The sequence below is a fragment of the Nocardia sp. NPDC004722 genome (assembly GCF_053601505.1).
In genome coordinates this window covers 1-14283 of sequence record NZ_JBSGBY010000160.1, presented here as the reverse complement: position 1 = coordinate 14283, position 14283 = coordinate 1, and the positions used below count along the sequence as shown (strand labels likewise).

The window sequence follows — 14283 nt, the reverse complement described above, 5'->3', positions numbered from 1 at the left end:
ACCGCGTAATCCATTGCCACCTGTTCGGCATGGCGGTCGTTGTCGGCGGTGGTGCGTTGTCGGTCCGCATCCGAGCGTGCCGACAGCCAGAGAGCATGCCGGCCCAGCTGTGGTCGGGATCGTTGATGCATTCGCCGTCGAGGCTGGGCCCGCGGGTGGTGTCGAGCCGGAACGGCAGCAGGAAGCCGTCCGAGGTCGGCCCGATGCCCGGCGCGTAGCCGTACTGCTGCCAGGCCGGTGACGGGTCGCCGAATCCTCGTGCGCCCGAGTAGGTTCCGAAGTAGTGGTCGAAGGACCGATTCTCCTGCATGAGCAGGACGAAGTGCTCGATGTCCCCGAGCCCGCCCATACCCGCCGGGTCGGCGGCGTAGGCGCGGTCGATGATCGGACTTGCCCAGGACGCGATGGCGCCGACCCCGCCCGCCGCGATCGCCTTGGCCAGGAACGCGCGCCGATCCAACCCGTCGAACACACCCATGGGTCACCCAATCCTTCTTCTTCCGAGGAGTTTCGAAAATGTCTGCGCGGTATACGGTTCCGCTTCCCGTCCGAGAGAAACTGGACGAGTGATCAATCGACTCGGTCATGACATACGGCCTACGTGTCCGCAGGGTCGAACCTCGGTGAACGGCGGCTGAATTTAATACCAGAGGTATCGCATACCAGTGGTAGTGGATAGTTGAGGCTGCTACCTCGTCTGATCTCGACCATGGCCTTGACGGTGTCTGGGTCAGGCGTCACACTTGCTACCGTAGGTATCGCATACCAGCGGTATCGGATATGTGTCGAGCCGCCCACGGGAGAATGCGATGGAGCATGAGCACTTCGATGTCTTGATCGTCGGGGCGGGGTTGTCCGGGATCGGCGCGGCGTATCGCTTGCGGACCGAGTGTCCGGGCCGGAGCTTCGCCATCCTGGAGGGACGGTCGGCGATCGGCGGGACGTGGGATCTATTCCGGTACCCAGGCATTCGGTCGGATTCCGACATGTTCACCTTGGGTTATCCGTTTCGCCCGTGGGCCGAAAGTGTCAGCATCGCCGAGGGATCCGCTATTCGCGACTACATCCGGGAGACGGCCTCGGCGTACGAGATCGATCGCGCGGTGCGTTACGGCCAACGGGTGGTCTCCGCGTCGTGGTCCAGCGATACCGGGCGGTGGACCCTCGAGGTGCGATACGACGATCGGGTGTGCAGATACACCTGCGCTTTTCTGTATCTCTGCACCGGCTACTACAGCTACGGCGGTGGATACCTACCCGACTTCCCCGGGCGTGACCGCTTCGCGGGCACCGTGATTCATCCGCAGGACTGGCCCGCGGACTTCGACTGGTCCGGTCGCAAGATCGTGGTCGTCGGCAGCGGCGCGACCGCGGTCACGCTGGTTCCAGCGCTGTCCGAGCGCGCGGCGCGGGTGACATTGCTGCAAAGGTCGCCCTCTTACGTCTCGGCGCTGCCACAACGCGACCCGATGGTCGACGCCTTGCGCCGGCTGGTCCCGACCCGACAGCTGGCGGTCGGGATCAGATGGCGAAACATCCTGCTGGGCACCATGTTCTATCAGTTCTGTCGCCGATGCCCCGAGCGCGCGCGGGCGCTGCTGAACAGAACCACCGGCACACAGCTCGAAGGCTCGGGCATCGCGGTGAATCCACATTTCTCGCCGCGCTACGCACCCTGGGATCAGCGCATGTGTCTGGCCCCCGACGGGGATCTGTTCGCCGCGCTGCGGAGTGGGCGCGCGGAGATCGTCACCGACAGGATCGCGACCTTCACCGAGACGGGGATCGCACTCGAATCGGGGAGGCACCTGGACGCGGACGTCATCGTGACCGCCACCGGGCTGAACGTGGTGGCCGCCGGCGAGATCGCGTTCACCGTCGACGGGGAGGCGCGGTCGATGGGGGATCGGATGGTCTACCGCGGGATGCTGTTCACCGGGATGCCGAACCTGGCGTGGTGCGTCGGGTACACGAACGCATCCTGGACGCTGCGGGCGGATCTGGTGTCCCGCTACGTTTGTCGTCTGCTCAACCGGATGGACGCCGACGGTTTCGACTTCGCCGTGCCTGTCGCCGCGGCCGACGAATACGCCGATGCGCCGTTCCTCGGACTGACCTCGGGGTACGTACAGCGCGCCGGCGGAGTGCTGCCCAAGCAAGGTCGGCACGCTCCCTGGCTGCTGCGCCAGAACTATCTACTCGACTTTTTCACCATGAGATTCGGCCGGCTGGACGAGGGCATCGAGTTCGGGCGCCGTCGCTCCGCGAACATCGTCGAACCGGTCTGAACTCGCCCGCTCTCAGTCATTTTCGAAGGGAGTCTTCCCATGAACACGACAGGCACCACCGACCTGGTCACAGTGTTGCCGCCGGGTCCTCAGTGGCCCGGCGCGCTCCAGGCCCTGCTCTACCTCGCTGGGCGGCGGCGCGCACTCGAGTACATCTGGCGACGGTATGGATCGGAATTCACAGTCGCCGTTCCACTGTACGGTCGCGTCGTCGTCGTCACCGATCCGATATTGGCCCGGCAGCTGCTCGCCGCGGGACCGGATATCGCGGGCAAGACGGATCCGAATCTGGGCCGGGTGCTCGGCCAGGGCTCACTGTTCAACCTCGATCAGGAACCGCACCGGCGTCGTCGTCGGCTGCTGTCACCGCCGTTGCACGGCAAGCGCATGCGGGTGTACGAGGACGTCATCGAGCAGGAGTTCCGGCGCGAATCCACGACGTGGCCCGAAGGGGTGGAGTTCGCCATCCAACCGTCCACGATGCGGATCACCCTGAACGCGATCCTGCGCGCGGTGTTCGGTGCCGAGGGCGATGAACTGGACCGGCTGCGTGAGATCATGCCGCCTCTGGTCACCTTGGCGTCCCGGCTCGCGGTCACGCCGCGACTGCCCCTGGGCGGCAGCCGATTCAACCCATCGGTCCGGTTCGCCGCGCTGCGACGCGAATACGATGAGCTGATCACGGCCTTGATCGGCCGGACGCTGGCCGATCCGCTGCTCGACGAGCGCGCCGATATCCTGTCGCTGCTGCTGCGCTCCCGATACGACGACGGAGAGGCGATGTCGCACAGTGACATCGCCGACGAACTGCTCACCTTGCTCGCGGCCGGGCACGAAACCACCGCGACCACGCTGGCTTGGGCGGCGGAGCGACTGCGCCGCCATCCGGTGATATTGGCCCGCTTGGTCGAGGAAATCGATTCCGGCGCGGAGAACTTCCTCCAGGCCACGATTTGGGAAGTGCAACGGGTCCGACCGGTGATCGGCGGTACGGGCCGCCAGGTGCGCGCCGCCACCATGGAACTCGGTCCTTGGGTGCTGCCCCGCGACTGCCGGGTGCTGGTCGGCATTGGACTGATGCACTTGGACGAGCAGACCTATCCCAACGCCCGCGCCTTCGACCCGGACCGATACCAGACCTGTAAGCCGGACTTCACCGTATGGCTTCCCTACGGCGGCGGCTACCGGCGCTGTATCGGCGCGGAGTTCGCGAACATGGAGATGAAGGTCGTCCTGCGCTGTCTGCTCAGGGATTTCGAGTTGGTCCCCACCACGGAGCGGGACGAGAAATGGCACGACCGGGGGGTCGCTTTCGCCCCGGGGAAGGGCGGCCGCGTCGTGCTACGCCGCCGCCCCTCCGCCCGCTCCCGCAGCGCGGCCGAAGGGCGAGCCGCGGTCGGTCAGGTGGTGCCGTGACCGACGACGAACTGGCCATCGTGGACCTCGCGCTGCTCTGGGAACCCTTCGGTGGCCCCAACGGTGACGAACTGCTGATCACCCTCGGGATGACCGAACCCGGGTTCCGCGCTCGGGTTCGCGACATTCTCTCGACCCGCGGTACCCGCATCGACGAGCCTCTTCGTCGACACGCTCGGGCGGTGCTGCGCTCCTACCTGCACGACAACTGACCGCTGGGCTGGCGCGACGGCCGGTGACCCAGCCCGAGTGCGGCGAGCGCGGCGTTGTGGCCGCTCATGCCGTGCGCGCCTGGTCCAGGCGGGACCGCGGCCGAACACAGGTACGTGCTCGCTGCGATCCGATAGGGGCGCAGGGTGATTCGGGGGCCGCCGAAGACGAGCTGGCGCATCGATTTGTCGCCCGTCAGGATGTCACCGCCCACATAGTTGGGGTTGTAGCGCGCGAATTCGCCGGGGGCCGTGATCGTCATGGCCAGAACCCGGTCGCGGAAGCCTGGAGCGAAACGTTCCACCTGATTCAGGAGCAAGTCGGTTGCCGGGCCCGAATAGCCGTGCGGTACATGGGCATACAGATCGATCGGGTGCTGGTTCCCGACAGACCTATCCGGGTCGGCCAGGTACTGCTGGCCGACCACGAGGAACGGTCGCTCCGGCATCCGGCCGGCCCGAATGTCTCGTTCGACGGCTCTCACCTCGGCCGCGCTGCCGCACACGTGCAGGCTTCCCGCCCGCCGGGCGGCCGAATTCGTCCACGGGATACCGTCCTCGACCGCGAGGCTTATCTTGTAGGCGGCGGGGCCGTGGCGGTATCGCCGGAACGTGCGAGCCACCCGCGATGGCAGACGGTCGCCGAGGATCTCCGCAACCGCGGCGGGAGACAGGTCGAAGAACAGCAGATCGGCGGGAGGGAGCTGATCGGCGGATCGTATCCAGCATCCTGTCTCGATCTTGCCTCCGGCCTCGACCAGGGCCGCGGCCATGGCATCGGTGATGGCCCGGGAACCGCCCACTGCGACAGGCCACCCGTGCCGATGTCCGGCCATGGTGATACCGAGCCCGATGGCAGCCGAGAGCACGCGGTGCTGCGGTTGCCAGCCGTGCGCCATATTGCCCGCGAACAGTGCCGCGCCCTCGGGAGTGTGAAACAAACGAGTCAGCTGCGCGGCCGGGATCAGACTGGGAATCCCGAAGCGCGCCAACCGGATCGGATGGGATGGCAGGCGCAACAGCGGCCGCATGAAGTCGGTGGACAGTTCGTCGTAGTGCAATGCCGACGTTTCGAACAGCCTTTTCCACACCGCGCCGTCGGCGCCGAGTTCGGCCGCGGTGGCTGTGACGGATCGGTGCAGCACACCCGCGGTGCCGCCATCGAGGGGATGGACGCAGTCGATCGGCGCACGCCCCCAACGCAATCCATACCGATGGGCGTCGATGGAAGCCAGGAACGGTGAGCCAGCCGCCATCGGGTGTGCCATCGAACAGTGGTCGTGCAGCAGCCCGGGCAGGGTCAGCTCGCCCGAGCGGGTGCCGCCGCCGATCTCGGCGGCACCCTCGAGCACAGTGACCTCGACGCCGTTGCGGGCCAGGGTGACGGCGGCGGCCAGCCCATTGGGACCCGCCCCGACCACGATCGCCCTCGTCATCGGGCCGTGCCGTGATCGATGAGTTGCACGGGAACCGGCTCGGCGGGGTCGGGCCAGGGTTGGCGGGCGATCATGTCGGCCACCCGCACATAGCCTTGTTCGACGAGACCCGTTGCCGCGTCGATGATCCGGTAGTGCTGGCGCTGGCGGTGGATGGGTTGCGACTCGAGGACGACCACGCGCAATTCGCCGGGGCCGAACGCGCAGCGGCGTTGCAGGGCGGCGAGCAGTTGCTCGTTGTGCAGGTGGCCTTCGCCGAAGTTCCAGCCCACGGCCTGACCGGCGACCGTCTCTCCGTCGCGCACGACATAGTCGGCGAGATCGCCGACCGCGCGTTCGACGAGAGTATTGAGCGCGCGGCCGTGCGGGTGCATCGCCCGCCAGGCCATGCCCTTAGTGATCATCATGTCCATACCGTGCGCTCCGTACAGTGCCGTGAGCTGCTTGGTCGCCGACGCGGAGCTCGCCGTGAGGTTGCGGTCGAGTCGTTCCTCGGCGTCCCCGCGGAACAGCCAGGCGCTGGTGGCCCAGTTGCCCGCGTAGTACCGCATCGACGGGAGGAACGAAATCCATTCGGGTTTCACGTTACCCAACGCCGGAACCACCACCAGTGCGAGCAGCAGGACAATGCCGAGCAGCGGCGACCGCAGATCGAAGACGTTGACGTCGGCGTAGTGCCCGAACAGCCACGGGATGCTGATGATGAAGAAGATGTTCCACTCCAGCGGCACACCCATCGGTACCGTCGAAATGATGTGCACGTGGAAGATCACCATCGCGATGACCGCGATCCACGTCGCCGTGCCACCGTGGCCGAGGAACACGAGATACGCCGGAATCGTGTACTCGATCAAGGTGCCGAGGTGCGCCAGACCGAACGGCAGCCGGGAGGCCCGCAGGTCGTGCGGGAATTCGCGATACATCTTGCGCTTGAGCCATTTCAGCCGCATCACCGGGCTGTTGCTCATCATCACCGAGACCACGAACGGGAAGTGGTGGTTGAGCTTGGATGTCGCCGCGCCCCACCACAAGCCGAGCATGATCAGCTTCCAGCCGATGATCTGATCGGTGGGCGAGAAGAAGAACACCAGCACCGCGAGGCCGTAGTGCTCCGCGCGCGCGGCGAGGAACACCGTCTTGTCACGCAACCCGAGCAGCGCGAGTGCGACCAGGAGCGGGAGCACCGCCCGGGTGTCGAGGAGTCCGACAGCGGTCGGCCGCACTGTGAGCGCCACGATCCCCGACGCCAGCACGACCGAGTACAAGACCACGTCGGCGAGGTTCCGGCGATCGCCTCTCGTGAACGGCACCCGTTGCGGCCACGGTGGCAGGCGAACGGTGCCGGGACGTAGGAAGTACAGCGCACCGCCGATCGGTGGGAGGAACCGCATGGTGAGTGGGCCTGAGCCGCAGCCCAATCCGAGGATCTCCCACAGCAGTGTCCACACGATCAGCTTCTGGTAGGCCAGCGGCTCGGTCCACCACTCGGCGAGGTCGCCGATCCCGCCGAAGCCGGGAGTCAGTCCGATGACCACGACGGCCCCGGCCACGTAGACGGCGCATTTGAGCAGATACAGCGGGAATACGCCCCACGGTGTGCCGAAACCGTTTTCGGCCCAATGCACCGACATGAGGCGCATACGTTCGGTGCGCGGCAGCGACAGCCAGCGCGCTTCGTCGATATCCGGGAAATCCGGAGCCAGGAAACCCATGGTCGCCTACTCGCCGAGTTCGGTCAGGCGGGTGCGCAGGGCAGGCTTGTCGATTTTGCCGACCGGGTTGCGTGGCAGCCAGTCGACGGTGACGAAGTCGACGGGAATCTTGAACTTGGCCAACGAATTCCGCATGTGGTCGGCGAGTTCCTCAGTGGTGACGCCCTGGCTGTCGCGGAAGGACACGAACGCCACCGGCACTTCGCCGTAGCTCTCGTCGGCCCGGCCCACCACGGCCGCCTCGAGTACCCGGGGGTGTGAGGTCAGCGCCGCTTCGAGCTCCTTCGGGTAGATGTTCTCGCCGCCGCGGATGATCATGTCCTTGATCCGGTCGACCATGACCAGGTAGCCGTCCTCGTCGAGCCGGCCCACGTCACCGGTGTGCAGCCAGCCATCGACGATAGCCTCCGCCGTCGCCTCAGGGCGGCCCAGGTAGCCGCGCATCACCATGGGGCCCTTGATCAGGATCTCGCCCGCTGAACCGTCGGTGACGAATTCACCGTTCGCACCGCGGATTGCGATCTCGTGGCCGGGCAGCGGTAGCCCTACCGTACCGGGCTTGCGTCGCCCGCTCAACGGGTTGACGGTGCTCGCGCACGTCGCCTCGGACAGGCCGTAGCCTTCGCAAATCGTGACGCCGTAACGGGTTTCGAACCGCTCGATCGCCTCGGCGGTCATCGGTGCGGCGCCACAGGCGGCGAACCGCAACGACGAGGTGTCCGGGACGAGCCCCTCCGGCAGCGCGGACAGCAGATTGAAGATCGTGGGGACACCCGAAAAGAAGGTCGGGCGCACCTTGTGCACTACCTCGAAGAAGGTGTGGGGGCGGAAGCGGCCGGTGATCGTCACCCGCGCGCCGGCCAGCAGCGGGGTCAGCGTTCCGGCGATGATGCCGTTGGCATGGAACAGCGGCAGGATGAGCAGGCTGTGGTCCTCGGCGGAGGTGGCGGTGACGGCCTGCAGCGCAACGCATTCACCCATGATGCTGGCGTGGGTCAACTCGACGCCCTTGGGTCGTCCGGTCGAGCCCGAGGTGTAGATCACCACCGCCAGTGCCTGTGCGGAGAAATCCTCGGGCGCGACGACGGTGTCAGCGCTCTGGTGGCGGTTCAGATCGGAAACGGAAAGCCGTACGGGCGCTGTGATCTCCGCGGCCGTATCGTCGCCGTGGACGAGGGCGCTGACCCCGGCGTCGTCGAGCTGATACTGCGCCTCATCGGCCGTGAGCCAGGGGTTCACCGGGGTCGCCGCCGCGCCCAGCCGCCACGCCGCGAACATCGCCACCACGAGTTCGACTTGATTCGGCAGCATGATCGCGATGATGTCGTCCGCGCCTACTCCGGCCTGGGCGAGACGATGCGCGTACGACCGGACGCGGTGCAGGAACTCCGCGTTGGTGATCGAACCGGAGTCATCCGCGAGGCAGGGGCCCTCCGGCGATTGTGCTGCTCGCACATCCGGCAGCGCGGCGAAATGCATGATGGCTCCTGACCTGTCGACGCTCGTACGTCCCCGGTGAGACGTGGATTACAGCAGTCAAGGTAGGTTTCCGGCTGTGTGCCGCGCCACGGGCGGTCGAGCCGAAGATTCGCCGATCCCTTGTGCGGAGAGCACGAATCAACCGGCGTGGTGCAGCATCGCCGAGCCCAGCCAATGCGCCGCGTGCAGTGCCAGCTGCACATCGAGGGTGTGGACAGGATCGTCGTCGAAGCTGTGGCCGCACAGGTCCAACGCTTGCTGGACGCGATACTGAATGGTGTTGCGGTGCATGGTCATCGCTTCGGCTGTCGCGGAATAGCTGCGATTGTGCAGCAGGAAAACTCGCAGTGTCTCCCGCAGCCAGCCCGCCCGTTCGGAGTTCTCCGCGAGATCGCGCAGGCATCGAGAAATGAAGCAGCGTAAAGCTTCCGGGTCGCCGATCAGCATCGCGATCGCCGCGACCTGGTGGTATCCGATTGCTTTGGGCGCGTCCGGTCCGGCCGCCAGCGACACCTCACGAACCCGATCGGCCTGCGCCAGGCTGCGCCGGAATCCGGCGACGCCGGGCAGGGGACTGCCCAGCGCGACTCGGACCGGGGTGACGAAATCGGCGAGGGCCCGATTGATCTGATCGATATCGGGTGCCGTGCTCGTGGGCACGGCGAACCACAGCCGCATTTCCCGCTCGTCGACCGGCACCAGCAACGGTCGACCGACTGTTTCGAGTGCCTGGCACAGCACGGTGCGCAGGTCGTCGAAGACGCCGACGGCGGCGGTGGCCGGAACTCCGGGCTCAACCCAGGCATCGACCGCGATATGCGTGGAGGCGAGCGAGTACGCGAGCAGCTCCTCGGCCTCCGCGGAATCGCGCAACGAGCCGTCGAGCACGCGCTCGACCCACTGGCGGCGCAGTCCGACTCGGTTGTCGGCCCAGCGTGCGCGTTCTTCGTCGTAGGCGAGGGTGACGTCCTCGCAGACGGTGTCGACATATCGGGCCGATCGATTCACCAGCTCGGCGATCGCCGCGCCGGTGTCCGGGCCTACGGCCAAAATGGCGTGCTGCATGGCCACGTCCAGTAATCGGGCGTGACCGATCCGATAGGCCCGGATGAGTGCGGCCAGCGGCACATCCCGTTGCGCGAGCAGTCTGGCGTACGCGATGGCGGCCGGTGGCGCCGACACGCGCAGCACAGGGTCGGCACTACCGAGATACTGCATGACGGCGACGATGTTCTCGATGATGCTGGCCTCGAGCAAGGTGCGCATGCGAGCGTCGCGGTCGAGCGCGCTGATCTGGGAGCGGGTCGCCGCCGTGAGATCGCGTGCGAATTCCGCACGCCGATCCATGATCTCGCGTGTCACCGCGGGCAGTATGTCGGACAGGTGCTCGGTCAACCGGCAGCGCTCCTCGCTCGGTGTTCGATGGGCGTGACGGTAGCCCGAAAGTGGCTCAGACTCCGACGATTTCGGCGCTGCGCTCCCAGAGGGCACGCTGATAGTCCAGGTCGGAGCGGCTGCGAACCGGCGGTAGCAAGCGCATTCCCGGGGTAGAGGTGAAGAACCGCCCCGTGATACCGGCGAGTTCCGGATCGAGGGTCAGTCGAATTCCCATGCGGGCACCCTGCTGCGGTGTCCGTACGAGACCGACACGTGACAGGGCGCGAGCGCCGCGATCGGCCAGGCGGCTTTCGCGGGTGAACCCACTCGCGACCGGCCCGGGGCAGAAGCAATTGGCGGTGACACCGGAATCGGCAAGGCGGCGCGCGAGTTCCTGCGTGAACAGGATATTGAGCAATTTCGTTCGACCGTATTGGAATTGGCCGCCCACCGGACCGTAGTCGGCGGGGCCACCGAGGGCGTCCGGTTGTGGGCGGGACGCCGATCGGTGCGCCTCCGAGGCTGTGGTGATCACGCGAGCCCCGGGTGTAGCGGTGAGCAGATCGAGGAGCAGGTTCGTCAGCAGGAATGGGCCGAAATGATTGGTGGCCATCATGTAATCGAGGCCCTCGGGCGTGGTGCGTGAGCGAGTGAGGGTCAGGCCCGCGTTGTTGGCCAGCACGTCGATCCGGTCCAGGCGCTGGTGGATCTCCGCGGCCGCGTGCCGGACGTCGGACAGGACGCTCAGGTCGGCGAGCACGACGTCGGGTTTGCCACGGGCGCCGGGCTCGGCCGCGAGTTCGGCGGCTACCGCCTCGGCCTTCGCCCGGTCGCGGGCAATGATGGTGAGATCGGCTCCACGCCTGATCAAATCGCGCGCCCAGGCTTTGCCGATACCGTTCGTGGCACCGGTGATCACCACCCGAGCGCCGCTGATGTCGCGTTCCATGGTCATGGTCGGGCTCTCTTCTGGGCGACTATCGGGTCGGCTCGGCGATCGTGTCGCCGGCGAGCTCATGGATCAAGAACTGCTCCTGGGCGGTGATCGCCGGGGACAGAAAGGGTTCGGCGTAGATCTCGAAATGTCCCGCCCGATAGCGATGCAGTTCGGCCCGCGGACCGAGGCGCTCGGCGGCGTCGAGGGTCGGCTGTACCGGCGTGAGGTCGTCGAGGTCGGCACCGAAGAACTGCACCCGGCACGGCAGCCGGTCCAAGTAATCGACGGCCCGGAACATCGGGACCGTCGCGAAGTCGCGCAGCCCGACCCGATTCAGCCAGGTGGGGCCCGCGATCGACGCCACATAGCCCCATGAGACATCGGAGACGTACGCGGCGGGCGCGTCCGCGGGACCCACGGCCTGGATATAGAACGGCTCGCGACCGCGCAGCCCCCGCCAGACGTCACGCGCGATGCACGAGACCAGCCAGAGCGTGCGCCGAACCGGGGTGTTTCGTACCAGGAAGCGCAGCGTTGCGAGATTGTCCAGGTTGGGCACCTGGGCGATGACGGCGGCGATGCGACCGTCGCGGGCCGCAGCGGCGACTGCCAATCCACCCGAATACGAAGTGCCCCACAGCGCCACCCGAGAGGCGTCGACATCGGGCAGTGTGCGCGTCCACTCGATCGTCGCGGCGTAGTCGGCCAATTGTGAACGCACGGAGACGACTTCGCGGGGTCGGCCCCCGCTGCGGCCGAATCCAGTGAAGTCGATGACCACCGCGTGTAAGCCCGCCGCGGCGAACCGCTCGGCATAAGCGGCCAGGCCGCAGTCGCGGGTAAGCCCGAAGCCGTGGCCGAGGATCACCGCGGGCGTGCCGTGTTCGGTGCGCAGGTGATCGGACGCAGGCGGGTAGTGCCATGCGCTCAGGGAGTGCCCGTCGCGGTCGAAGGACACCTCCTCGCGGCGCGGTGCGTGGTGGTCGGGGAGGGGATTGGAGGCCATGAGCGTCCCGTCTTCGAGAATTCTTGGTGGAGAGGGGGTTCGGGAATCGGTGACGGAGAAAATGGGACGCCGGCCCGCGCCTTGGGCGGCACCGCGCGCGAGCCGGCGTCTCGGCCTCGGATCAGGACTTGGCCCGACCTTCGGCGGTCTTGCGCGCCCCGTCGATCATGGTGGTGGTCATCCGCTGCAGGATCGCCGTCACCAAGCCGTCGGGGACCGGAAGCCGGGGCACCGATGCCATGGTGTACCGAACGAGGGTGCCCCTGGGGTCATCGTGGAACTCGACAGTGCCGATGTGCTCGCGCACCGGGAGCCCGGACAGCACTCGGTAGACCATGCGCTCGTCGGGTACGAGGTCGGTGATTTGCTCGCGTACGCCGAATCGGCCGAAGCCCAGGAAATGGATCGCGCCCACGCCTTGGCGTTCCGCGGTGCCGGGGCGTTCCAAGCGGGTCCGCATCGGCAGATATTCACCGCTGCGCTCCCGGTCGGCGAAGACCTCGAAGACGACGGGGCGAGGGGCCTGGATGACGGCCTCGACGGTGTTAGTCGGCATCGACGCCTCCCCGGCGGAAGGTGACGAAGCTGCGCACCAGGAACAAGACCTGGGCAGCCACGGCGATCACGCCGAGCGGTCGGGTTTGCTTGCGCAGGAACAGGATTCCCATTGTCGTCTCGGTGACGCCGAAGCCGAGCGTCCATGGCCGCAGCGGCTCCTTGAACGCGATCGCGGTCATCCGGTCCCAGCGGCTGGGGAAGATCAAGTGCGATATGCCGATGACGGTGAGGTACCAGCCGAAGTACCGCAATGGCGAGCGGTCCGGTTCCTCTGCCGGGGCGGGGTACTGGGAAGTGTCCTGGGCTGCCATAGCCATGGGGATCCTGTCGATATGTGGACCGCCGCGACGGTGCGGCGATCGCGAACAACTGTGTACATAGATGTAGGTACCACAAGGTAGTTATCGGCACCATCCTCCGATACCGAAGGTATCGCATACCGATGGTAGCGGCTATGGGTAGAGTTGGGCGGGTGTTGGCGTGGTTGCGTGCCGACCGTCCACGGTCGTGCCGAGGAGCCGAGCCGGGTCATGAAATTCGTGACGAGGGCACATAGGCGGTCTCTGGAACGAGATCTAGCGTGGATTCCCGAATCGAACCGAACCCTGGGGCAGCGTGAAGAGCATCGAGACCGCGATATTGCGCGCGACCTGGCGCGATGTGCTGGCGCAAGTCCGCGCGGGCACCGAGACCTACGTCATCCTGCAGCACGGGCGCCCCGAGGCGGTCCTCATGTCCGAAGCGCAGTGGCTGCAGGGGTGCGCCAAAGTTCCTGTCCCCGAGGGGGATCGACGCCACTGGGCTGCTTCCGACGCGCGCAGCTGCCTGCGTGCCGTACGCACGGCAGCTGATATGCGCGGACAGCACGCCCTCATCCGGAAGCTCTACGGCACCCTGTTCAAGGATGGTTCCGCGAGGCATTTCGAAGCCGTGATCGCACCGTGCGAATGGGTGTGCCAGTCTCTACCCGAATTGGGTGACGGCATGGATCAATCCGCGCGGCCCGGCATCGACCGCGTCAATTCGTTTCGTCGGTCGCGCGCGGGTTCTCTCGGCGTTGTCGTCGATCGTTGATTCGACCGACGATTTCCACGCACGCCGGGATCCAGATCGGACTCAGCCCGAGGAGAAAAAGGGGAACGAGAGTCTTGGATAAGTCGAGCACAGGTATACACCTTTGTGTCGTCCGAAGTGATGTACAGCACGTTATGTGGCTCGGGCAACCGGATGTACGGGCGTAGCGCACGAAACTTCTGGTGAATTCGTGCGCTACGCACAAATGGATCGCGGCTATTTCTGCTTGCGCTCCAGTGCAGAGGTTTTCGGGTGGTCTTTCGCGGTGGTCGCGGTCATCGCGCGGAGCGCCGCCGACAGCGCGCGCACCTGGTCGGTAAGGTCGTCCACTCGATCCTCGAGTTCCTCCAAGCGCTGAGACGTCGCGCGGACACGTCCGTGCAGCAGGCCCTGCTCGGAGGCTGTCGGCAGATTCAAGGCGCCCAGCGCGGATTCCTGTATCCGCAGCGCCGTATCGCGTGCGTCCGTGGCGCGATGGATGAGTTCGGTCGTCAGCGGCGTGGCCAGGACGGCGTTCACCGTGCCGAGGACCGCGGACTGGAGGCGGTCGAGTGGATTCACTTCATGTTCTCCGGTCATGGTCAGAAGGTGGGAATTGCTGTGCCGGAACGGAATTCCTGATCGAGGAGGCCGAGTGGGGTGGTCGGTGCGTCGCCGTGCAGCCATTCGCGCAGCATGCCATGCCAATCCCCGGTCGCACGGAGGTGGCCGATGGTGGCCATGACGAGCAGCATCATCCGCAACACCACGGCCTGGTCGGCGGGCATCACGAAAGTGTTCGTGATGCTGCG

The 14283-nt window shown here is 66.4% G+C and carries 14 protein-coding genes and 1 pseudogene; 4 read left to right on the top strand and 11 right to left on the bottom strand.

Annotated features, from left to right (window positions below; translation table 11 throughout):
• Window positions 1–478 (bottom strand): alkaline phosphatase family protein (locus ACWELQ_RS17890; protein ID WP_452398155.1); only part of this gene is annotated, 478 nt, incomplete at its 3' end.
• A gap of 331 nt (window positions 479–809) precedes the next feature.
• Here ACWELQ_RS17890 and ACWELQ_RS17885 point away from each other — a divergent pair.
• Genes ACWELQ_RS17885 through ACWELQ_RS17875 form a run of 3 tightly spaced genes read left to right on the top strand, consistent with a single transcriptional unit; the run spans window position 810 to window position 3916 of the window.
• Window positions 810–2288, top strand: a complete 1479-nt coding sequence (locus ACWELQ_RS17885) for a flavin-containing monooxygenase (RefSeq protein WP_452398154.1) — start codon at window positions 810–812, stop codon at window positions 2286–2288.
• 39 nt (window positions 2289–2327) lie between these two features.
• Complete coding sequence (locus ACWELQ_RS17880) at window positions 2328–3704, top strand: cytochrome P450 (protein ID WP_452398153.1); 1377 nt, start codon at window positions 2328–2330, stop codon at window positions 3702–3704.
• Window positions 3701–3916 (top strand): hypothetical protein, encoded by a 216-nt coding sequence (locus ACWELQ_RS17875; RefSeq protein ID WP_452398152.1) that lies wholly within the window; start codon window positions 3701–3703, stop codon window positions 3914–3916. Before ACWELQ_RS17880 ends, ACWELQ_RS17875 begins: the two co-directional genes overlap by 4 nt.
• On the opposite strand, the gene ACWELQ_RS17870 is transcribed toward ACWELQ_RS17875, so the two are convergent.
• From ACWELQ_RS17870 to ACWELQ_RS17835, 8 genes are all read right to left on the bottom strand, one after another.
• Window positions 3898–5349, bottom strand: coding sequence for a phytoene desaturase family protein (locus ACWELQ_RS17870; protein WP_452398151.1), 1452 nt, complete (start codon window positions 5347–5349; stop codon window positions 3898–3900). The two genes, ACWELQ_RS17875 and ACWELQ_RS17870, sit on opposite strands and share 19 nt — an antisense overlap.
• Entirely contained in the window at window positions 5346–7061 is a 1716-nt protein-coding gene (locus ACWELQ_RS17865; RefSeq protein ID WP_452398150.1) for a DUF3556 domain-containing protein, read from the bottom strand. The genes ACWELQ_RS17870 and ACWELQ_RS17865 overlap by 4 nt, the downstream gene beginning before the upstream one ends.
• Window positions 7062–7067: 6 nt before the next feature.
• The gene (locus ACWELQ_RS17860; RefSeq protein WP_452398149.1) at window positions 7068–8540 is read right to left on the bottom strand and encodes a class I adenylate-forming enzyme family protein; all 1473 of its coding nucleotides are present in this window, start codon (window positions 8538–8540) and stop codon (window positions 7068–7070) included.
• A 138-nt stretch (window positions 8541–8678) separates the two neighbouring features.
• Complete coding sequence (locus ACWELQ_RS17855; RefSeq protein ID WP_452398148.1) at window positions 8679–9935, bottom strand: PucR family transcriptional regulator; 1257 nt, start codon at window positions 9933–9935, stop codon at window positions 8679–8681.
• A 55-nt stretch (window positions 9936–9990) separates the two neighbouring features.
• Window positions 9991–10872 carry an SDR family NAD(P)-dependent oxidoreductase gene (locus ACWELQ_RS17850; protein ID WP_452398147.1) on the bottom strand — a complete coding sequence of 294 codons (882 nt, stop codon included), beginning with the start codon at window positions 10870–10872 and terminating at the stop codon, window positions 9991–9993.
• Between the two features lie 22 nt (window positions 10873–10894).
• Window positions 10895–11860 carry an alpha/beta hydrolase gene (locus tag ACWELQ_RS17845; RefSeq protein ID WP_452398146.1) on the bottom strand — a complete coding sequence of 322 codons (966 nt, stop codon included), beginning with the start codon at window positions 11858–11860 and terminating at the stop codon, window positions 10895–10897.
• 121 nt (window positions 11861–11981) lie between these two features.
• Window positions 11982–12416, bottom strand: a complete 435-nt coding sequence (locus ACWELQ_RS17840) for an SRPBCC family protein (protein ID WP_452398145.1) — start codon at window positions 12414–12416, stop codon at window positions 11982–11984.
• Window positions 12406–12735, bottom strand: a complete 330-nt coding sequence (locus tag ACWELQ_RS17835; RefSeq protein WP_452398144.1) for a hypothetical protein — start codon at window positions 12733–12735, stop codon at window positions 12406–12408. Before ACWELQ_RS17835 ends, ACWELQ_RS17840 begins: the two co-directional genes overlap by 11 nt.
• 298 nt (window positions 12736–13033) lie before the next feature.
• Between ACWELQ_RS17835 and ACWELQ_RS17830 the strand changes: the two genes are divergently transcribed.
• On the top strand, window positions 13034–13492 hold the full coding sequence (locus tag ACWELQ_RS17830; protein WP_452398143.1) for a type II toxin-antitoxin system Phd/YefM family antitoxin: 459 nt from the start codon (window positions 13034–13036) through the stop codon (window positions 13490–13492).
• A gap of 216 nt (window positions 13493–13708) precedes the next feature.
• Here the strand turns inward: ACWELQ_RS17830 and ACWELQ_RS17825 are convergent, their stop codons facing one another.
• On the bottom strand, window positions 13709–14071 hold the full coding sequence (locus ACWELQ_RS17825) for a hypothetical protein (protein WP_452398142.1): 363 nt from the start codon (window positions 14069–14071) through the stop codon (window positions 13709–13711).
• A 2-nt stretch (window positions 14072–14073) separates the two neighbouring features.
• Window positions 14074–14283: pseudogene (locus ACWELQ_RS17820) on the bottom strand (hypothetical protein); the annotation flags it as partial.